Raw genomic sequence first — 15,017 nt, 5'->3', positions numbered from 1 at the left:
AAATAAATAGAAAATGGGTAATTTCCCTTTTCAATATTAAAAAAATTAGATGAAAAAGTTAGTAATGTTATTTGCGTTTGTATTGATTTCGCAAATAGGAATGGCACAAACCGGTGATGCCATGAAGGGAGAAGTGATCAAGTTTTTGGAAGTTTCAGGAATGAAAGGACAGGTTGATGGTATAAAAGGTCAGTTATTAGCGGCGGTTGCTGATGATAAAAAGGCAGATTTTACCAAAGAATTTGATTCTTCTGTAAACAACCTAATCGACAAATCAACAAAGGTTATTGGTAAATACTATACATTAGAACAGTTTAAAGGTTCTATGAAAGATATAGAAACAACCAGACAATTAAACCTTCCGGAAATTGAAAACGGACAGCAATTCAATGATGAACTTGGAAAAGTTAACGAAGAATTTTCTTTGGAATTGCAGGGAATAATGGAGAAATATGTTTCTCAGGAATAGTTCCTTAACCTAAATAAAAATAAAAGCCCCGAATAGTTTACTGTTCGGGGCTTTTTTATCTGCATAAACAAGAGTTTTACGTTTTCATAAAAATAAGGGTGTACAAAAAAGTGTTCTGTGAGCCACTTATATTCGGGATGTTACCATTCACAAAATGTAAAGCAGTACTGAAATATCTGAAATGCTTATCTTTGGATGTCAGGTGTAGCAAACTTACTGCGCCATTGATATTATAGAATCATAAAAACAGATAGATGAAAAAAAGTATACTATTATGTACCTTACTCATTGCGTTAACAGCTTGTGAGTCTAAAAAAGAAGCAATAAATGAAACGATAAAAGAGCAGGAAATTGCTCTTGATTTTGTGCAGGCACAAAAAATATTTGAATTACCGGTACACTGTCTCACCACAGAATATCCGAATAAACTGGGACAGACTATAGGCAGTGCTGCTGATTTAAAAACACCAAAACAATTGCGTCCTGTTTTTTACGGATGTTTTGATTGGCATTCCGCTGTACATGGCTATTGGTCAATCATCAAACTGATGAAAGAATTTCCTGAAATCGATAAAAACCATGAGGTAAGAAAATTATTAGAGCAGCACATTACGCAAGAAAATATCGCTGTGGAAATGGCTTTCTTTAAAGATAAGAACAACCTGAATTTTGAGCGTACGTATGGTTGGGCATGGCTGTTTAAGCTACAGGAAGCTTTAAATACCTGGGATGATGCAGATGCTAAAAGATGGAGTGCAACTTTACAGCCGTTGACAGATTTGCTAATAGAGCGATATGAAGTTTATTTGCCAAAACTAAACTATCCGATACGAACCGGTACCCATGACAATACCGCTTTCGGATTATCGCTATCACTGGATTACGCACGATCGGCAAAAAACAAAAAATTTGAAGAACTGATCGTGCTCCATGCAAAAAGATTGTTTTCCAATGATAAAAATTGCAATCTCGCATTTGAGCCAAGTGGCCATGACTTCCTGTCTCCGTGCCTCGAAGAAGCTCTGCTGATGAGTAAAATACTTGAAAGTACAGCATATAAAAAATGGCTTTCTGATTTTTTACCTGCGTTGCTCAAAAAGGATTTTGCACTTGAAGTGGGGGTGGTTTCCGACAGAACTGACGGTCATCTGGTGCATTTAGACGGAGTGAATTTTAGCAGAGCTGCAGCTTTATATAAAATTGCAGATAAACTACCCGAATTACAATACATCCGAAAAATAGCCGATGAACATTTGTCCTATTCTCTGAAAAATATTACCAATGATGATTATATGGGTAGTCACTGGCTCGGAACTTTTGCTTTATATGCTTTGGATGCCAAACACGCTCATTAATATAATGATTTAGTAGTATTAAACTGATATTCTGATAAACTACAATAGCGTTCTTTGTTAAAAATAATTATGAAAAATAAAAGAATGCTATAACGGTTCCTTATGAATTGTTTCTGTCAGAAGAAACAGCAGTAAGCCGAAAAATTGTGGTTGAGTAATTTTTTTAATGAAAAGAGAGATTGTATTCCTCATCAATCTCTCTTTCACTTTTTAGTCAGTCTTTTTTATAACCATTTTTCAGGGCAATTTCCATAATAGAACTTTCTATGGCGTTACCTAAATCATCTTCTGAATTTCCGCTTTTTTTATTTCTTCCTCAATATAGTTTTAATGGTATTGATATATAAATATTTACGGGCTTCACTTATCGCTTCTTTGTAATGAATTGTTCCCTGATTAAAAGGCTCATTTCCGCCAATCTAAATCAGTTTCATACTGCTTTTTGTTTTTGTTCCACTCAAGCTACTCTGTAGCATAACTTATGACTGCTCCGCAATATTCCAGTCCGCCGTTGGTTTTTAAAGAAAATAATTTTCCGTGATCTAATCCAGATCCTGTGTCAACGGAGCTACTTTTCGGATATAATTTTTCGGAAATTCCGTCATTTCCGTATTCGTACAAGGCAATTCTATTTGTGGCGCTTTTCCGTTATATTTTAAAGTAGTCAGCATATTGACAATATTCCACAAACGTGATTTTGCCTGTTCAATCAGACCGTCCATACTGCTTGAGGTATCGAGTAGTAAAGCAACCTGTATTTTGGTCTTGTTGTCTTTCTTTAATAATTCTTTTTCAGGATTGTTTGCTCCCTGATTGTTAAATGGTGTTGCGTTGTGATGGCTCCCGATAAAAAAAGTACGCCAATTACAGTTCTTACAATAATTGTTTTCATAAGATGATAGATTTTAAAATTAATTTTCATTGAAGTAAAAGTAAACGCAAAAACAAATCAAAATTGACACACTGGGTGAAACCCGTATTTCACTTGGTAAAAAGCATAACACATTGCAAAAGATTGTTTTTCTTTGTAGAAATGAAAATATATTTAGTCATAGGGTTTTTGTGGACTGCCATAATCGGAAGTGGTCATTTATATGCTCAGGATTCATTACACTTATCAATGCAAAAAAGGCTACAAAAAAGATTGAGCAGGCATTAGACAAGAAAGATCCCGTCTCATTGACACAAGGCTATGAGTCTCTTGCAGATAACTATCAATCTCTGAATGATTTTTCCAAAGCAGTAAATTCAATCAACGGCAGACAGATTTAGATGTATCACAAAAGAACTTTGACAAAGCCATAAAAACAAAAAAGAAGGTTTTAAAAGAAGATTTTGTTCAGCAGAATGCTCAGAAATATCTTCAGCCTATAAAGAAGTATTTTTAGACTATTTTAAAATGTAATACTATGAAATTCAAAACAAGAAAAGAGGGCTTTTACCAAATGCTGACGTTGTTTTTTTGCCTTTTTGTTATCGGTACATTAATCATTGGGTTTCGTTCCGATATTTTTTTATCGGATATATTGGTCATCATGGGGTCATTTGTACTTATTGTTGCTTTAATGTCCTTATTGGTAGCTTATACCTATTACCGCATAGAAAATGGTTTTTTCTTCTATAGAAGCGGATTTTTGAGCGGGAAAATTGCAATAGAGAGAATTCGTGAGATTGTGGTAGGGAAAACCTTGTGGGCGGGCAATAAGCCGGCTATGGCAAGTAAAGGTCTGATTATTAAGTATGATAAATATGAAGAGCTCTACATCAGTCCTTATACGAATGAACAATTTGTAACAGAAATTTTAAAACACAAACCGGATATTAAAATAGTACGGTATTAAAATAAAAAAATCGCCCCTAAGAGCGATTTTTTATTTTTGGTTGTTGTGAAAGCGTCTGATTTCTTTCAGTAATTCCGAAGAATACACAAAATCCACAATATCTTCATTATTTGTTTTCATTATTTCCTCACTGTTTCCGGACCATACGAGTTTTCCGTTTTTCAGAAAAACAATATTTTCTCCGATTTCTAACACGGAATTCATATCATGTGTATTGATCACAGTGGTCATTTGGTATTCATGAGTAATCTCCTGAATCAATGTATCAATTACAATAGCTGTTTTAGGATCCAGCCCGGAATTGGGTTCGTCACAAAACAGATACTTAGGATTGTTGACAATGGCTCTTGCAATAGCTACCCTTTTCTGCATTCCTCCTGAAATTTCAGAAGGCATTTTCTTATTGGCATCCACAAGATTTACACGTTCAATTACCTGTTGTACGCGATCCTTTATTTCCTTATTCGTTTTCTTGGTGAACATTCTCAGGGGAAAAGCAATATTTTCTTCCACATTCATAGAATCGAATAAAGCAGATCCCTGAAATACCATTCCTATTTCTGTTCTCAAATCTCTTCGCTCATCTGCTGTCAAAGCAGCAAAATCCCTCCCGTCAAATATAATTTGTCCGCTATCCGGTACATGAACTCCGAGAAGCGTCTTCAACATTACCGTTTTTCCTGATCCCGACTGACCGATGATAAGATTTGTTTTACCCGTTTCATAGGTAGTCGTAATGCCTTTTAAAACCTCTTTTCCGTCAAAAGATTTTACAATATTTTTTACTTCTATCATTGAGCTAAGAGTATTTGCGTTAGTAAATAGTTGGTAATAATAATAGCCACACTGGTCCATACAAACGATTTGGTAGAGGCTTTACCAACTTCCAATGCCCCACCTTGCATATAATACCCGAAGTAAGACGGGATGGTTGCAAGCAATAATCCGAATATCGCTGCTTTAATAAAAGCATATGTAATATGATAAGGATTGAAATCATCCTGTAATCCGTGAATAAATTCTTCTGGTGCCAAAAAACCTCCCAGACTCCCTGCAACATATCCACCAAAAATTCCTACAAACATACTGATGGCAATAACAAAAGGATACGTAAAGGAAGCAATTAATTTAGGGAAAACCAGATAATTCAATGGGTTGATACCCATAACTTCCAAGGCATCGATTTGTTCGGTAACTCTCATCGTTCCGATACTTGAGGTAATATAAGATCCCATACGACCTGCCATAATAATGGAAATAAATGTCGGCGAAAATTCTAAAATAATAGATTGGCGTGCAGTAAATCCGATAAGATATTTAGGGATGATAGGGTTGTTTAAATTCAAAGCGGTCTGTATCGTAACTACAGCTCCAATGAAAAAGGACAAAAATGCTACGATACCTAAAGAACCAATGATCAATTCATCAATTTCCTTAAAAATTAAGTTTTTCATTATCTTCCATTTGGTAGGGCGTTTGAAAATCTCGCCCATCATAATGAAATACTTACCGATGCTGGTTAACATTTTAATCATAAAAACTATTTAAAGATGCTAAGTTAAAAATTTAATTGCATTTAAGTTCTTTTAGAAATAGGATTTTTGCGTTTGTGGAAATGTATCACATACCTGCAGAAACACTAATTGTTCGACTAAAACAGATTTTAAATAAAGAAAATGAATAAGGATAAGTCTATTATTAAGCGTCAGTAGAGATCCACTTTGTGTAATGTAGATTTAGTATGACTGTAAATAGTCATAACTACAGGCTGTTTTATGTACTGAGCTCAGTTACTCATTGAGCAACACATATTTATTAATAATATGCGGGGTAATCTTACGTAATGTAGCCTGTGTTTCAGGGTGTAATCCGGGCTGGTTAAAAAAATCAATCTCTCCTGATGGTTTTTTAGAATACCAAACGATAGGATCGCCTTTGGCATTAAAAAATACCGTTGTGGAATCTACTGCTATTTTTCTGAACTTTTCAATAACCGATATATCAATAGGAATCGCGGAAGTTATCCCCATAATACCATTTGTAGTATTTTCACAATCAACGGCAATATAGCGATCGTTATTCCATTGCATGCACTCTTGTTGTGAGGACATTTTTACATTATAGAAAACAGAAGTACCCAAAGCCAAAATGCCTAAGCCTGTGGCCAAAAATGTTTTCTGCTTTACCGAAATTTTATTTCTTTTTGGTACATTTTCTTTATTTTCTCCTGATGACATAAGATGTATTAAACCGCTATTTTTTGTCCGTATGATTTCATCCTGAAACACCTCATCTTGTGTTCCTTCATCAACAACTTCAATTTTGTTTTCATCAATTTCCGTTGTCTCATTTTCACGAGGCGTATTTTCAACCCCTTCAATTATATCGTTTTTCTTTTCTACTGTATCAATATCAGTAAAAGTATTTTCATTTATTATTGTCTTTTTTCTAAACTTATGGAAAGGTCTTGGAGTAAAATCCAGCAAAACGGCCAACATTTCTACTGAACCCGGATTGGCTAAATCGGATCGGTCTTTTAAAAAACTAATGAGCGGCCGGAACGCATCTATCTTATTATTTATTTTTTGAACACCGCTTGGATCAAATGGAAAGCCCATAAAATGTTCAAATGTTTTAAGATCATCCGGATTGGTGGTTTCTCTAAAAACATAGAGGGTCAAATCTCTTAATCGCGCAGGAGTCAGTTGCAAAAGAAAGCTTGTATTTACTCCTGTTTTTTCTTGTTCATATTTCGCTTTTAACGCTTTTTTATAGTCAGAATAATTGTTTTCCATAGTCGGAATATTAGGAATTATCGGATTTTTTCATCATTTGTCGGAAGCATCGGAAACATCGGATTCCGTAAGGACTTTAGACAAAAACCTGCCGTTACTTTGCCTCAGAAATTAGTTCATGTCCCTGCCTATAACAGAGACAAATGTACAAAACTAATTTTTTTAAAACTGTGAGGATAACCTCATTGCAATGTTTATCCGGGAAGTATAAACAGAACAATAAGGCAACTTCACAGTACTTCCCAAACCAAACAGAGCTCTGTTTTTTAACGGTGTAATGTGCCAATCCCGGATAAGATCCGGACAGCCACACCTATGTCTAATTTTTAACAAAGTAACCATGAAAAAATCTTTTATATTAGTAGCAGGTATTATTGCAAGTACCCTTATGGCATCATGTTCAGTAGATGATGAAATCACAGCCGAGGAAACTCCGGAAACCAATTATTATGAAGTAAAAAATGATGATGGGGGTGGAACAGGAGTTGGTCTTATTCCAATAAAACCACCAAAACCGCCAACAAAGCCATAATTTTTTAGGTTTTTTAACAAAAAAACGTAACTTTAGAGGGATTTTATTTTTCAAACATGAAAGTAATTCCCTCTATTTTATTTATACTGTTTTTAGTCTTTTTGGTATCCTGTGATAAAAAAAGCTCTTCAAAATTCAGCGGACAAAAAGCCATACAGCAGCAAATACAAGCACTTGTGTCAAACGCTGACCAGGATACGTTATCTTTTTCTCAAAAAAAGATCCTCTTGGATAGTGCTATTACGTTATCAAAAAAAATAGACAATGAAAATCTTTTATGGCAAGCTTTAGCAAATAAAACCGTATTGTATATATATGAATCTCCGGACAGTGCTAAAACCTATATTGATCAGTTAGAAAAATTAGCCTTACATGCAGGGAGCTATAGCTACCAGGGATATGCTGCCTCTTTAACCGGGGATTATTATTACGGTAAATCAGAATTCGATAGGGCATATTTTAATTATAAACGTTCCAATACATTCTATCTACATCATAGGGATAGTTTACGAGTAGGATATAATCTTATAAGAATGGCTGAAATTCATTGGAAATATAATGATTATTCCGGTAGTGAAGACATTGTCACAGAAGCTTTGAAATATCTGAAATCAGCACCCGATTCTACTTACTTGTCTCAATCTTATAATCTCATAGGAATTGCCTATTATCAGAATAAAAATTATGACAAGTCGATTGAATTTTATAACAAAGCATTAGAACTGACAAAAGACTCTCTTGCTATAATAGTTTTAGAAAATAATATAGCATCCGCCTATATTGATTCAGGAGATGAACAAGTAGCATTAAAGAAATTATATAGTTTATTAACCTCTTCCGTTTTAGATCAACATTTAGATGAAAAGGCGTTGGTTTTAAATAATATTGGATATGCTCTTTTTAAAAAAAATAAAGGCGATGGTCTTTCTGAGCTTCAGCAAGCTTTACGTATAAATGACAGTCTTGGAATCAACGATCAAAAGATCAAAAATTGTTTAACCATAGCAGAGTTTTTTGAAAATACAGATAGACAAAAAGCCATCAGTTTGGTTAAAAAAGCGGTTCAGCTTTCGAGAGTTTCTAAAGGAATTGACGACGAACTTTCCGGCTTAAAAAAGCTCATTAACCTGACAGACGGAGAAGAAGCAAAAAAATATTCATTGGAATACCTTCGGTTAAATGACAGTATTACAAATGTACGTACAAACGCTAAAAATCAGTTTGCAAAAATTAAATATGATTACTCGCAGGAATTGGAACAGAACCTCTCGCTAAAAGCCAAGACAGCAGAAAATAAACTGGTCATTGAGAAACAGAAAACTACCAATACTTTATTACTTTCTGCTTTTTTACTCACGGCTGCCTTGATTGTATTTTTGTATTATATTCTCAAAGGACGACATAAGCGTGAAAAATTAGAAGAAGCGTATAAGGTAGAAACACGTATTGCTGCAAAAATACATGACGAGTTGGCTAATGATGTTTATAATACCATTGCTTATACAGAACATACCGATTTTTCTATACCTGACAACCGGGTGAAATTACTGGATAGTCTGGAGGATGTATATAGCAGAACAAGAAATATTTCAAAAGAGAACAGCGGCATAGATACCGGAGAAAACTATACAGCAATTTTAAAAAATATGCTGGGAGAATATCAGTTGAATGCTCGGAAAATTATTTTGGCAGGAATTGACAGTATCCATTGGAATACAGTTGAGGAATCAAAAAAAATAGTCATCTATCGTATTTTACAGGAGCTTATGGTAAATATGAAGAAACACAGCAAGGCTTCTCTTGTAATGGTACGGTTTGAATTCATAAACCGTACAATCAAGATACAGTATTCAGATAACGGAGTGGGAATTTCTGATGAAAAAACTATTTTTAGAAATGGTTTGAAAAATGCGGAAAGTCGTATAAAAACAGTTGAGGGAACTATTACTTTTGATTCAAATGATTCAGGAGGATTAAAAGTGATGATAAGCTGTCCTGTATAAATAGAGTATAATATGTTTAAAAAAGTTTTAGTAGTAGAAGATATTGATAGTATCAATTTGGGAGTAGTATCAGTTTTAGAAAAAATGGGAGAGGTAGATATTCATTGTACCAAGTATTGTGATGAAGCTATTTTGAAAATTAAACGCGGTAAAATTGACGCTTCACCTTTTGATTTACTCATTACCGATCTTTCTTTTAAGGAAGATCATAGAGCCGTTACTATAAAATCAGGAGAAGAACTCATTGAAGCCATTAAAAAAGAACAACCCGATATAAAGGTAATCGCTTATTCTGTAGAGGACAGACCCTTAAAAATAAAAACTCTTTTCGATAAATTCCACATAAACGGATATGTACCCAAAGATAGAAACAGCATTGTGGAATTAAAAAAAGCAATTGAAGAAATATATAAAACCAGTCGATACGTACCGGAATATATTGCCAATGCGTTAAAAGAAAATCCGGTTTTTGAAATTGAGACCTATGATACCGATCTTCTAAACCATCTTTCAAGAGGATTGTCACAGGAAGAAATAAGTATTGATTTTAAAAAAAGAGGCTACAGTTCTTCCAGTGTTAGCAGTATTGAAAAGAGAATCAACCGGTTGAAAGTTTATTTCAATGCTAAAAATATTGCACATCTTATCACAATCACCAAAGACTTAGGATTGATTTAATTTTTTAAATACTTAGAGTACCAAAAAAGGAATTGTTATGAAAAACAAAGCCAGCTCTTTATGGGAAACCGTAAAGAGCTGGCTTTTTTTGACTATAGTTTTGTCGTATTATATTTTAAAAAACTAAAAATTGAATCTTATGACAAAAAAAATTCTTTTATTCCTATTGTTTCTTACAACACACTTTATCGCAAATTCTCAGAACAATCAATTATTAGCTTCCTGTTGTGAAACATCAGAAGCAAGATGCACCGGTTCAGATTACTGTACAGCATGTAAAAATTGCTCTCGTTGTGCACATTGTAATTCCGGAGGCAGTTGTGGCGTTTGTTCTTCTTCTCAAAGTAAACCTGTCACAACTAAAAAAAGTACTCCGGTAAATAAGCCTTCTTTAAGACCATCATCCTCTCCGGAAGTTTTTTTCTATTATAAAGATGAGTTGTTGGTAGCAAATAAAAGTAACGTAAATATGAGGAGCGGGGCAGGAACTCATTATGATATTACAGAAAAACTAAAAATTAATGATGAGGTTCTATTTATTCAGCAATCAGGCCAATGGATTAAAGTCACCGTTAAAAAATCAAAAAAAACAGGTTGGGTGTATGCGAAGAACCTAAAACGGAAGCCTAAACCTTCTACAACAGCAAAGGCAATACTCCAAAAGAACTGGAAAACATAAAGGGATATAAAAAAATAATGTGGTTTTTCGTAAAAAGAATGCTCTTTTTGTTCCCTATTGAGGAAAACCGTAAATAAAGCCCCTTCACCCTTTCTACTTTTGAGGAGTTAAACAATTAAAAAAACAAAAATGGGAAAATTTATACTAAAAAAAAGAAGCAATGGTGAATACCAGTTTAACCTTGAAGCGGCAAACGGTCAGGTCATTCTCACCAGTGAAGGCTATACGGCAAAAGCATCCTGCCAAAATGGGATAGCATCCGTAAAGACCAACGCACCTCTCGACAATCGTTACGACAGAAAAGAAGCTAAAAACGGAAAATACTACTTCAATCTCAAAGCCGGAAACGGAGAGATTATTGGTACCAGTCAAATGTACACCAGCACTGCCGGGCGGGACAATGGAATCGAATCCGTGAAAACAAATGCACCCGATGCTGAAATAATAGACGAATCGATCTAACCTGATGAATATGGAACTTAAACTTAAACTGGAGCAACTGCACCAACGGGTCAATGGTCTGAAAGATCAGATAAATACCGAAGAAGCCACCAAGAATGCTTTTGTATTGCCTTTTATTCAGCTATTGGGGTATGATATCTTTAATCCCATCGAAGTAATCCCGGAGTTTATCTGTGATATCGGTACCAAAAAAGGTGAAAAAGTAGATTATGTAATCCGAAATAATGATGAGCCTATTCTCATCATAGAGTGCAAACACTGGAAAGAAAATGCTGATGCACATAATTCTCAGTTGCATCGCTACTACCATGTCTCCAAATCCAGATTTGGAGTATTGACCAATGGATTGAAGTACAATTTTTATACCGATCTGGAGAAGCCGAATATAATGGATGAAAAACCATTCTTAACCATTGATATCGAAGATCTGAAAGACAGCTCCATCAAAATTCTGGAGAGCTTTGCCAAAAATCAGTATAATCTCGAAAACATTCTGGATTCAGCAGAAGCCTTAAAATACATCAAAGCCATCCGAAAGGAATTTGAAAAAGAAATAGAGAATCCGTCTGATGAAATGGTCAAGCTATTGGTCAATCGTTTCTTTGATAAATCATTGACGGCAAACCGTATGACGGTATTTAAGGAATATACTAAAAAGGCACTCACCGTTTCAATCAACGAATCCATCAGCGATAGGTTAAAGTCTGCTTTGCATATCAATGAGAAAATTGAGAAACAGGACAACAGTAGTCCCATTTCCATTGATGAAAATAAAGACATCGAAAAAGTCATTACAACCGATGAAGAAATGGAAGCCTTCCAGATTGTAAAAGCCATTCTTCGGGAAAAAATTTCTTCCGAAAGAATTGCACACCGAGATACACAGTCTTATTTCGGCGTCTTGTTGGATAACAATAACCGGAAGCCAATCTGTAGATTTCATTTTAACACCTCTAACAAATACTTAGAGTTATTCCATAACGGCAAAGATGCCGGAGAAAAAGTCTTGCTGACTGATCTGGATGAAATCTATAATCACCGGTCTGAGTTACACCTTACGGTGGATAATTATTAATCGAATGTTTATTCAACATCTTATATATAATACGCTTAGAATAATTGCTTTATTCTGAAAACAAATAAGAATAATTAGACAATGATAAAAAATTTATTTAACAAAAGAACTAATCCTGTAATTTCAGAAACATCAGTACTTGATCAGCAAGTATTGAATAATAATAAAGAAATTTATGCTCGAATAGTCTCAGAACTCAATAAGGCTAAATCAGAGATTTTGATTGTTGCAGCATGGTTTACTGATGAAGAGCTCTTCGATATTTTACTATTAAAATTGTCAGAGGGTATAAATGTAGAATTAATCATTGCTGATAATCAGGAAAATGAAAAATTAGATTTTTCACTTTTGACCTCAAAAGGAGCTACTGTCATTAGAATTAAAAATGTTGGTTATGGAGTGATGAATCAAAAATTTTGTATCCTTGATAAGAAAATAGCACTACATGGTTCTTATAATTGGTCTGTCAATGCTAAAAAGAATAATCATGAAAGCATTATTGCAACAAATCATAAGGGTACAATAGAAAGTTTAATGTCTAATTTTAATGATTTAAAAGAGAAAGCAATAGCCATATCTTCAGAACTGAAACCATTGGAACCTATTGCTGAATCTACGCAGCAACATGTCGAAAAAGAAGATAATACGGATAAAATTGTCAAAATAGCATATGAAAAAGTCTTAGACTCTATGATTGCAGCTGAGGTTAGCTCTTTTGATCGTGAAAACCTCAGAAAACAGGGATATGATCGTTCTTTATTAAATAATGGAGATCACAATGTTCTTCATAAAGCTCTGGATACTCTTTATAATGGCTTCATAAATGATATTGATGTCATTGAAGATAAAAAAAGGAGGCTGTTGTCAAAAATTGATGAGCAAAAAGTAAAATCAGTAAGTCAACTTACAGATAAATATGATGCTCAAAAAATAACGATTGAAACAGAGACTGAAGTAATTGCAGAAACATTGAATCATAAGATTGACAATTTGAAAGCTGAGCTTATAATTGAAGAATCTGCCCTAAATAATAATAAAGAATATGAATTAGAACGCCTTAATCAGAAAATTAAAGAGTATGAAACAAAAATAAGAGAATCTTTTAAGGACTTTGTTAAACCAGGAATTAAATGGTTTGAAATTATTACTACCGGGATTTTCACTTTTGCTTTATTCATTTATCTTTTTGTATTTTATTCTTCAGCAGCATATATACTTCTTTATAGTGAAGAAGATGCAAAAATTGCTTTACAAACCTCTAACATAATTGTAAACCCTCAGGTATTTAACCCAGATGCATTAACGAAATCATTGGAACATGGCTGGATGGCATTTTTATTTGTATGCTTATTTGTGTTCATTCCGCTGATATTTGCTTGTCTTGAAAGAATAATATCAAATAAATTATTGGCAAATATTTTAACCTACGGTCTCGGATTAATTTTGGTAGACAGTTTTATTGCTATTAAAATTGCACAATCAATTCATGCTATAAAATCAGAGACTGAAATTAATCCTAAGCCGTGGGAATGGACAGATTTGTTAACAGATACTAATTTTTATCTTGTTTTCATTTTAGGAGCATTTGGTATTTTGCTTTTTAAGTTTTGCATTGAAAAGCTAAATAAAATAGCAGATGATAGAAATCCCGATATAGCAGAACAAAGAAACAAGATAATTAAGGAGCATTTGAGAGAGGATATTGGGAAAATTGAAAATCAAATTACGTTATTAAATTCTGATATTGAAATGAAATCTCAGGAAATTCTACAAAAGAGAATTCAAGTTAAATCTTATGAGACGGAACTTGAAAAATTACCTTTAAAAAAGATTCATCAAATTGATGATAAAAAAAATGATTTGGATAATAAGCTACAAATGATTGAAACAACAACTGATATTTATAAAAGTCATGTAGAGAATGATAATATACCTGTTTCTATCAGTGCACTTAAAGATAGAATTAATGTTTTTTTAGAGGGTTGGAATGATTTTTTACATTATGAATACTCAATAAATAAAGCAATTGAAAAATCTGCTCAGGCTACAGATGTAGCGATAAACTGGGAGTATAGTAAAATAAACAAAGCCTTAATTGATACACGAGTAAAAGTCAAATAATGAAATATATAAAATTACTTCCATGTTTCTTTCTGTTTTTAAGCTGTAGTTCCAAAACATCAGATGAAAATAGAAATATTAATAAGAATCAATTAGATATTATTACTGAGCATTATAATATTACAGTATCCGTTGATTTATCTAACAGATTAAATCAGAAGCTATATCCTAAAGCGGTATCTGATACTGAAATCATAAACATGGTTGCAGAAAATATGTTTCCAAAAATCTTAAACCATAAACGAACTATGAATCAATTGGATCTGTTTACAATAGGTTTTATTAATAAAAAACAAATCAATGCCTATAATGTTAATACAGAACGAATGAGTATTGATTTTTCTAAATTTAAAACCCAAGCTCAAAGGATTGACTATATCCGAAATTCTTATCAAAATGAGAAAAAAATATTCATAAAGGAATTTAACAAGCTATACGATAATGCTGTTCAAAAACCTTACGGATCAGATATCTGGACTTATTTTCAGCAAGGGATAGATGATTTTGTAGTAAAAAAAGAAGTCAATAGTACAAAGACAGGAAATAGAATTCTTACTAATAAATATAGAAATATACTCATTTTGCTTACAGATGGTTATATTGAAACTATTTTTAATAATAAAGAGTATGATCTTACAGCGGCAGAAATAGTAGAATTTAGAAAAAAATATTTACAATCAGGGGAGAAAAGTTTGGAATCCTTTTTACAAAAAAATCCTGATTTTAAAATACGCCCAGTTACAAATCCCTTACTTGAAGATTTAGAGATTCTGGTTCTTGAACTCTATGACCGTACTGATACAAACGCAGGAGCTTCAGTTCATCCGACAGATTTGGAAATTATGAAAGTTATATGGACAGATTGGTTGAAATGTTCAAAAGTTAAAAAATGGGAATTGTATCCTAAATCCTCAAATAAAGTTGAAACAGAAAAAATAATTCTTAGATTCTTAGGTGTTTAACTTCTGATATATCTTTCTTCGAGATAAAAAAAGAACTTTTAATTG

General features: G+C 33.4%; 18 protein-coding genes. 13 read left to right on the top strand and 5 right to left on the bottom strand.

Annotated elements, in window-relative coordinates:
* Nucleotides 1–49: 49 nt before the first annotated feature.
* Nucleotides 50–469: a hypothetical protein gene (locus QW060_RS13900; RefSeq protein WP_290364080.1), complete on the top strand. Its 420-nt coding sequence runs from the start codon at nucleotides 50–52 to the stop codon at nucleotides 467–469.
* A 254-nt stretch (nucleotides 470–723) separates the two neighbouring features.
* A complete protein-coding gene (locus QW060_RS13895) occupies nucleotides 724–1,824 on the top strand; it encodes a DUF2891 domain-containing protein (RefSeq protein WP_290364079.1) in 1,101 nt (366 codons plus the stop codon).
* A 542-nt stretch (nucleotides 1,825–2,366) separates the two neighbouring features.
* Here QW060_RS13895 and QW060_RS13890 read toward each other — a convergent pair.
* A complete protein-coding gene (locus tag QW060_RS13890; protein WP_290364078.1) occupies nucleotides 2,367–2,546 on the bottom strand; it encodes a hypothetical protein in 180 nt (59 codons plus the stop codon).
* A 283-nt stretch (nucleotides 2,547–2,829) separates the two neighbouring features.
* Between QW060_RS13890 and QW060_RS13885 the strand changes: the two genes are divergently transcribed.
* Both QW060_RS13885 and QW060_RS13880 read left to right on the top strand, forming a co-directional pair.
* Entirely contained in the window at nucleotides 2,830–3,096 is a 267-nt protein-coding gene (locus QW060_RS13885; protein WP_290364077.1) for a hypothetical protein, read from the top strand.
* A gap of 137 nt (nucleotides 3,097–3,233) precedes the next feature.
* Nucleotides 3,234–3,665 carry a PH domain-containing protein gene (locus tag QW060_RS13880; protein ID WP_290364076.1) on the top strand — a complete coding sequence of 144 codons (432 nt, stop codon included), beginning with the start codon at nucleotides 3,234–3,236 and terminating at the stop codon, nucleotides 3,663–3,665.
* Between the two features lie 30 nt (nucleotides 3,666–3,695).
* Here QW060_RS13880 and QW060_RS13875 read toward each other — a convergent pair whose 3' ends face one another.
* The 3 genes from QW060_RS13875 to QW060_RS13865 form a co-directional block, all read right to left on the bottom strand.
* Nucleotides 3,696–4,460 (bottom strand): ABC transporter ATP-binding protein, encoded by a 765-nt coding sequence (locus QW060_RS13875; RefSeq protein WP_290364767.1) that lies wholly within the window; start codon nucleotides 4,458–4,460, stop codon nucleotides 3,696–3,698.
* Nucleotides 4,457–5,200 carry an MlaE family ABC transporter permease gene (locus QW060_RS13870; RefSeq protein WP_290364075.1) on the bottom strand — a complete coding sequence of 248 codons (744 nt, stop codon included), beginning with the start codon at nucleotides 5,198–5,200 and terminating at the stop codon, nucleotides 4,457–4,459. The genes QW060_RS13875 and QW060_RS13870 overlap by 4 nt, the downstream gene beginning before the upstream one ends.
* A gap of 255 nt (nucleotides 5,201–5,455) precedes the next feature.
* On the bottom strand, nucleotides 5,456–6,460 hold the full coding sequence (locus QW060_RS13865) for a DUF1796 family putative cysteine peptidase (protein ID WP_290364074.1): 1,005 nt from the start codon (nucleotides 6,458–6,460) through the stop codon (nucleotides 5,456–5,458).
* Here QW060_RS13865 and QW060_RS13860 point away from each other — a divergent pair.
* Complete coding sequence (locus QW060_RS13860; protein WP_290364073.1) at nucleotides 6,450–6,575, top strand: hypothetical protein; 126 nt, start codon at nucleotides 6,450–6,452, stop codon at nucleotides 6,573–6,575. The genes QW060_RS13865 and QW060_RS13860 overlap by 11 nt on opposite strands.
* 47 nt (nucleotides 6,576–6,622) lie before the next feature.
* On the opposite strand, the gene QW060_RS13855 is transcribed toward QW060_RS13860, so the two are convergent.
* Entirely contained in the window at nucleotides 6,623–6,802 is a 180-nt protein-coding gene (locus tag QW060_RS13855) for a hypothetical protein (RefSeq protein ID WP_290364072.1), read from the bottom strand.
* On the opposite strand from QW060_RS13855, the gene QW060_RS13850 reads away from it, so the two are divergent.
* The 8 genes from QW060_RS13850 (at nucleotide 6,801) to QW060_RS13815 (ending at nucleotide 14,972) form a co-directional block, all read left to right on the top strand.
* Nucleotides 6,801–6,992 carry a hypothetical protein gene (locus tag QW060_RS13850; RefSeq protein ID WP_290364071.1) on the top strand — a complete coding sequence of 64 codons (192 nt, stop codon included), beginning with the start codon at nucleotides 6,801–6,803 and terminating at the stop codon, nucleotides 6,990–6,992. The two genes, QW060_RS13855 and QW060_RS13850, sit on opposite strands and share 2 nt — an antisense overlap.
* Nucleotides 6,993–7,048: 56 nt before the next feature.
* Entirely contained in the window at nucleotides 7,049–8,995 is a 1,947-nt protein-coding gene (locus tag QW060_RS13845; protein WP_290364070.1) for a tetratricopeptide repeat protein, read from the top strand.
* A gap of 12 nt (nucleotides 8,996–9,007) precedes the next feature.
* Nucleotides 9,008–9,673 (top strand): response regulator, encoded by a 666-nt coding sequence (locus tag QW060_RS13840; protein WP_290364069.1) that lies wholly within the window; start codon nucleotides 9,008–9,010, stop codon nucleotides 9,671–9,673.
* A gap of 139 nt (nucleotides 9,674–9,812) precedes the next feature.
* Entirely contained in the window at nucleotides 9,813–10,352 is a 540-nt protein-coding gene (locus QW060_RS13835) for an SH3 domain-containing protein (protein WP_290364068.1), read from the top strand.
* 129 nt (nucleotides 10,353–10,481) lie between these two features.
* A complete protein-coding gene (locus QW060_RS13830; RefSeq protein ID WP_290364067.1) occupies nucleotides 10,482–10,814 on the top strand; it encodes a YegP family protein in 333 nt (110 codons plus the stop codon).
* Nucleotides 10,815–10,824: 10 nt separating this feature from the next.
* A complete protein-coding gene (locus QW060_RS13825) occupies nucleotides 10,825–11,889 on the top strand; it encodes a type I restriction endonuclease (protein WP_290364066.1) in 1,065 nt (354 codons plus the stop codon).
* Between the two features lie 81 nt (nucleotides 11,890–11,970).
* On the top strand, nucleotides 11,971–14,010 hold the full coding sequence (locus QW060_RS13820) for a phospholipase D-like domain-containing protein (protein WP_290364065.1): 2,040 nt from the start codon (nucleotides 11,971–11,973) through the stop codon (nucleotides 14,008–14,010).
* Nucleotides 14,010–14,972 (top strand): hypothetical protein, encoded by a 963-nt coding sequence (locus QW060_RS13815; protein ID WP_290364064.1) that lies wholly within the window; start codon nucleotides 14,010–14,012, stop codon nucleotides 14,970–14,972. Before QW060_RS13820 ends, QW060_RS13815 begins: the two co-directional genes overlap by 1 nt.
* Nucleotides 14,973–15,017 lie beyond the last annotated feature (45 nt).

This window comes from Paenimyroides ceti, assembly GCF_030409925.1.
This window is presented reverse-complemented; position numbering and strand designations above follow the sequence as displayed.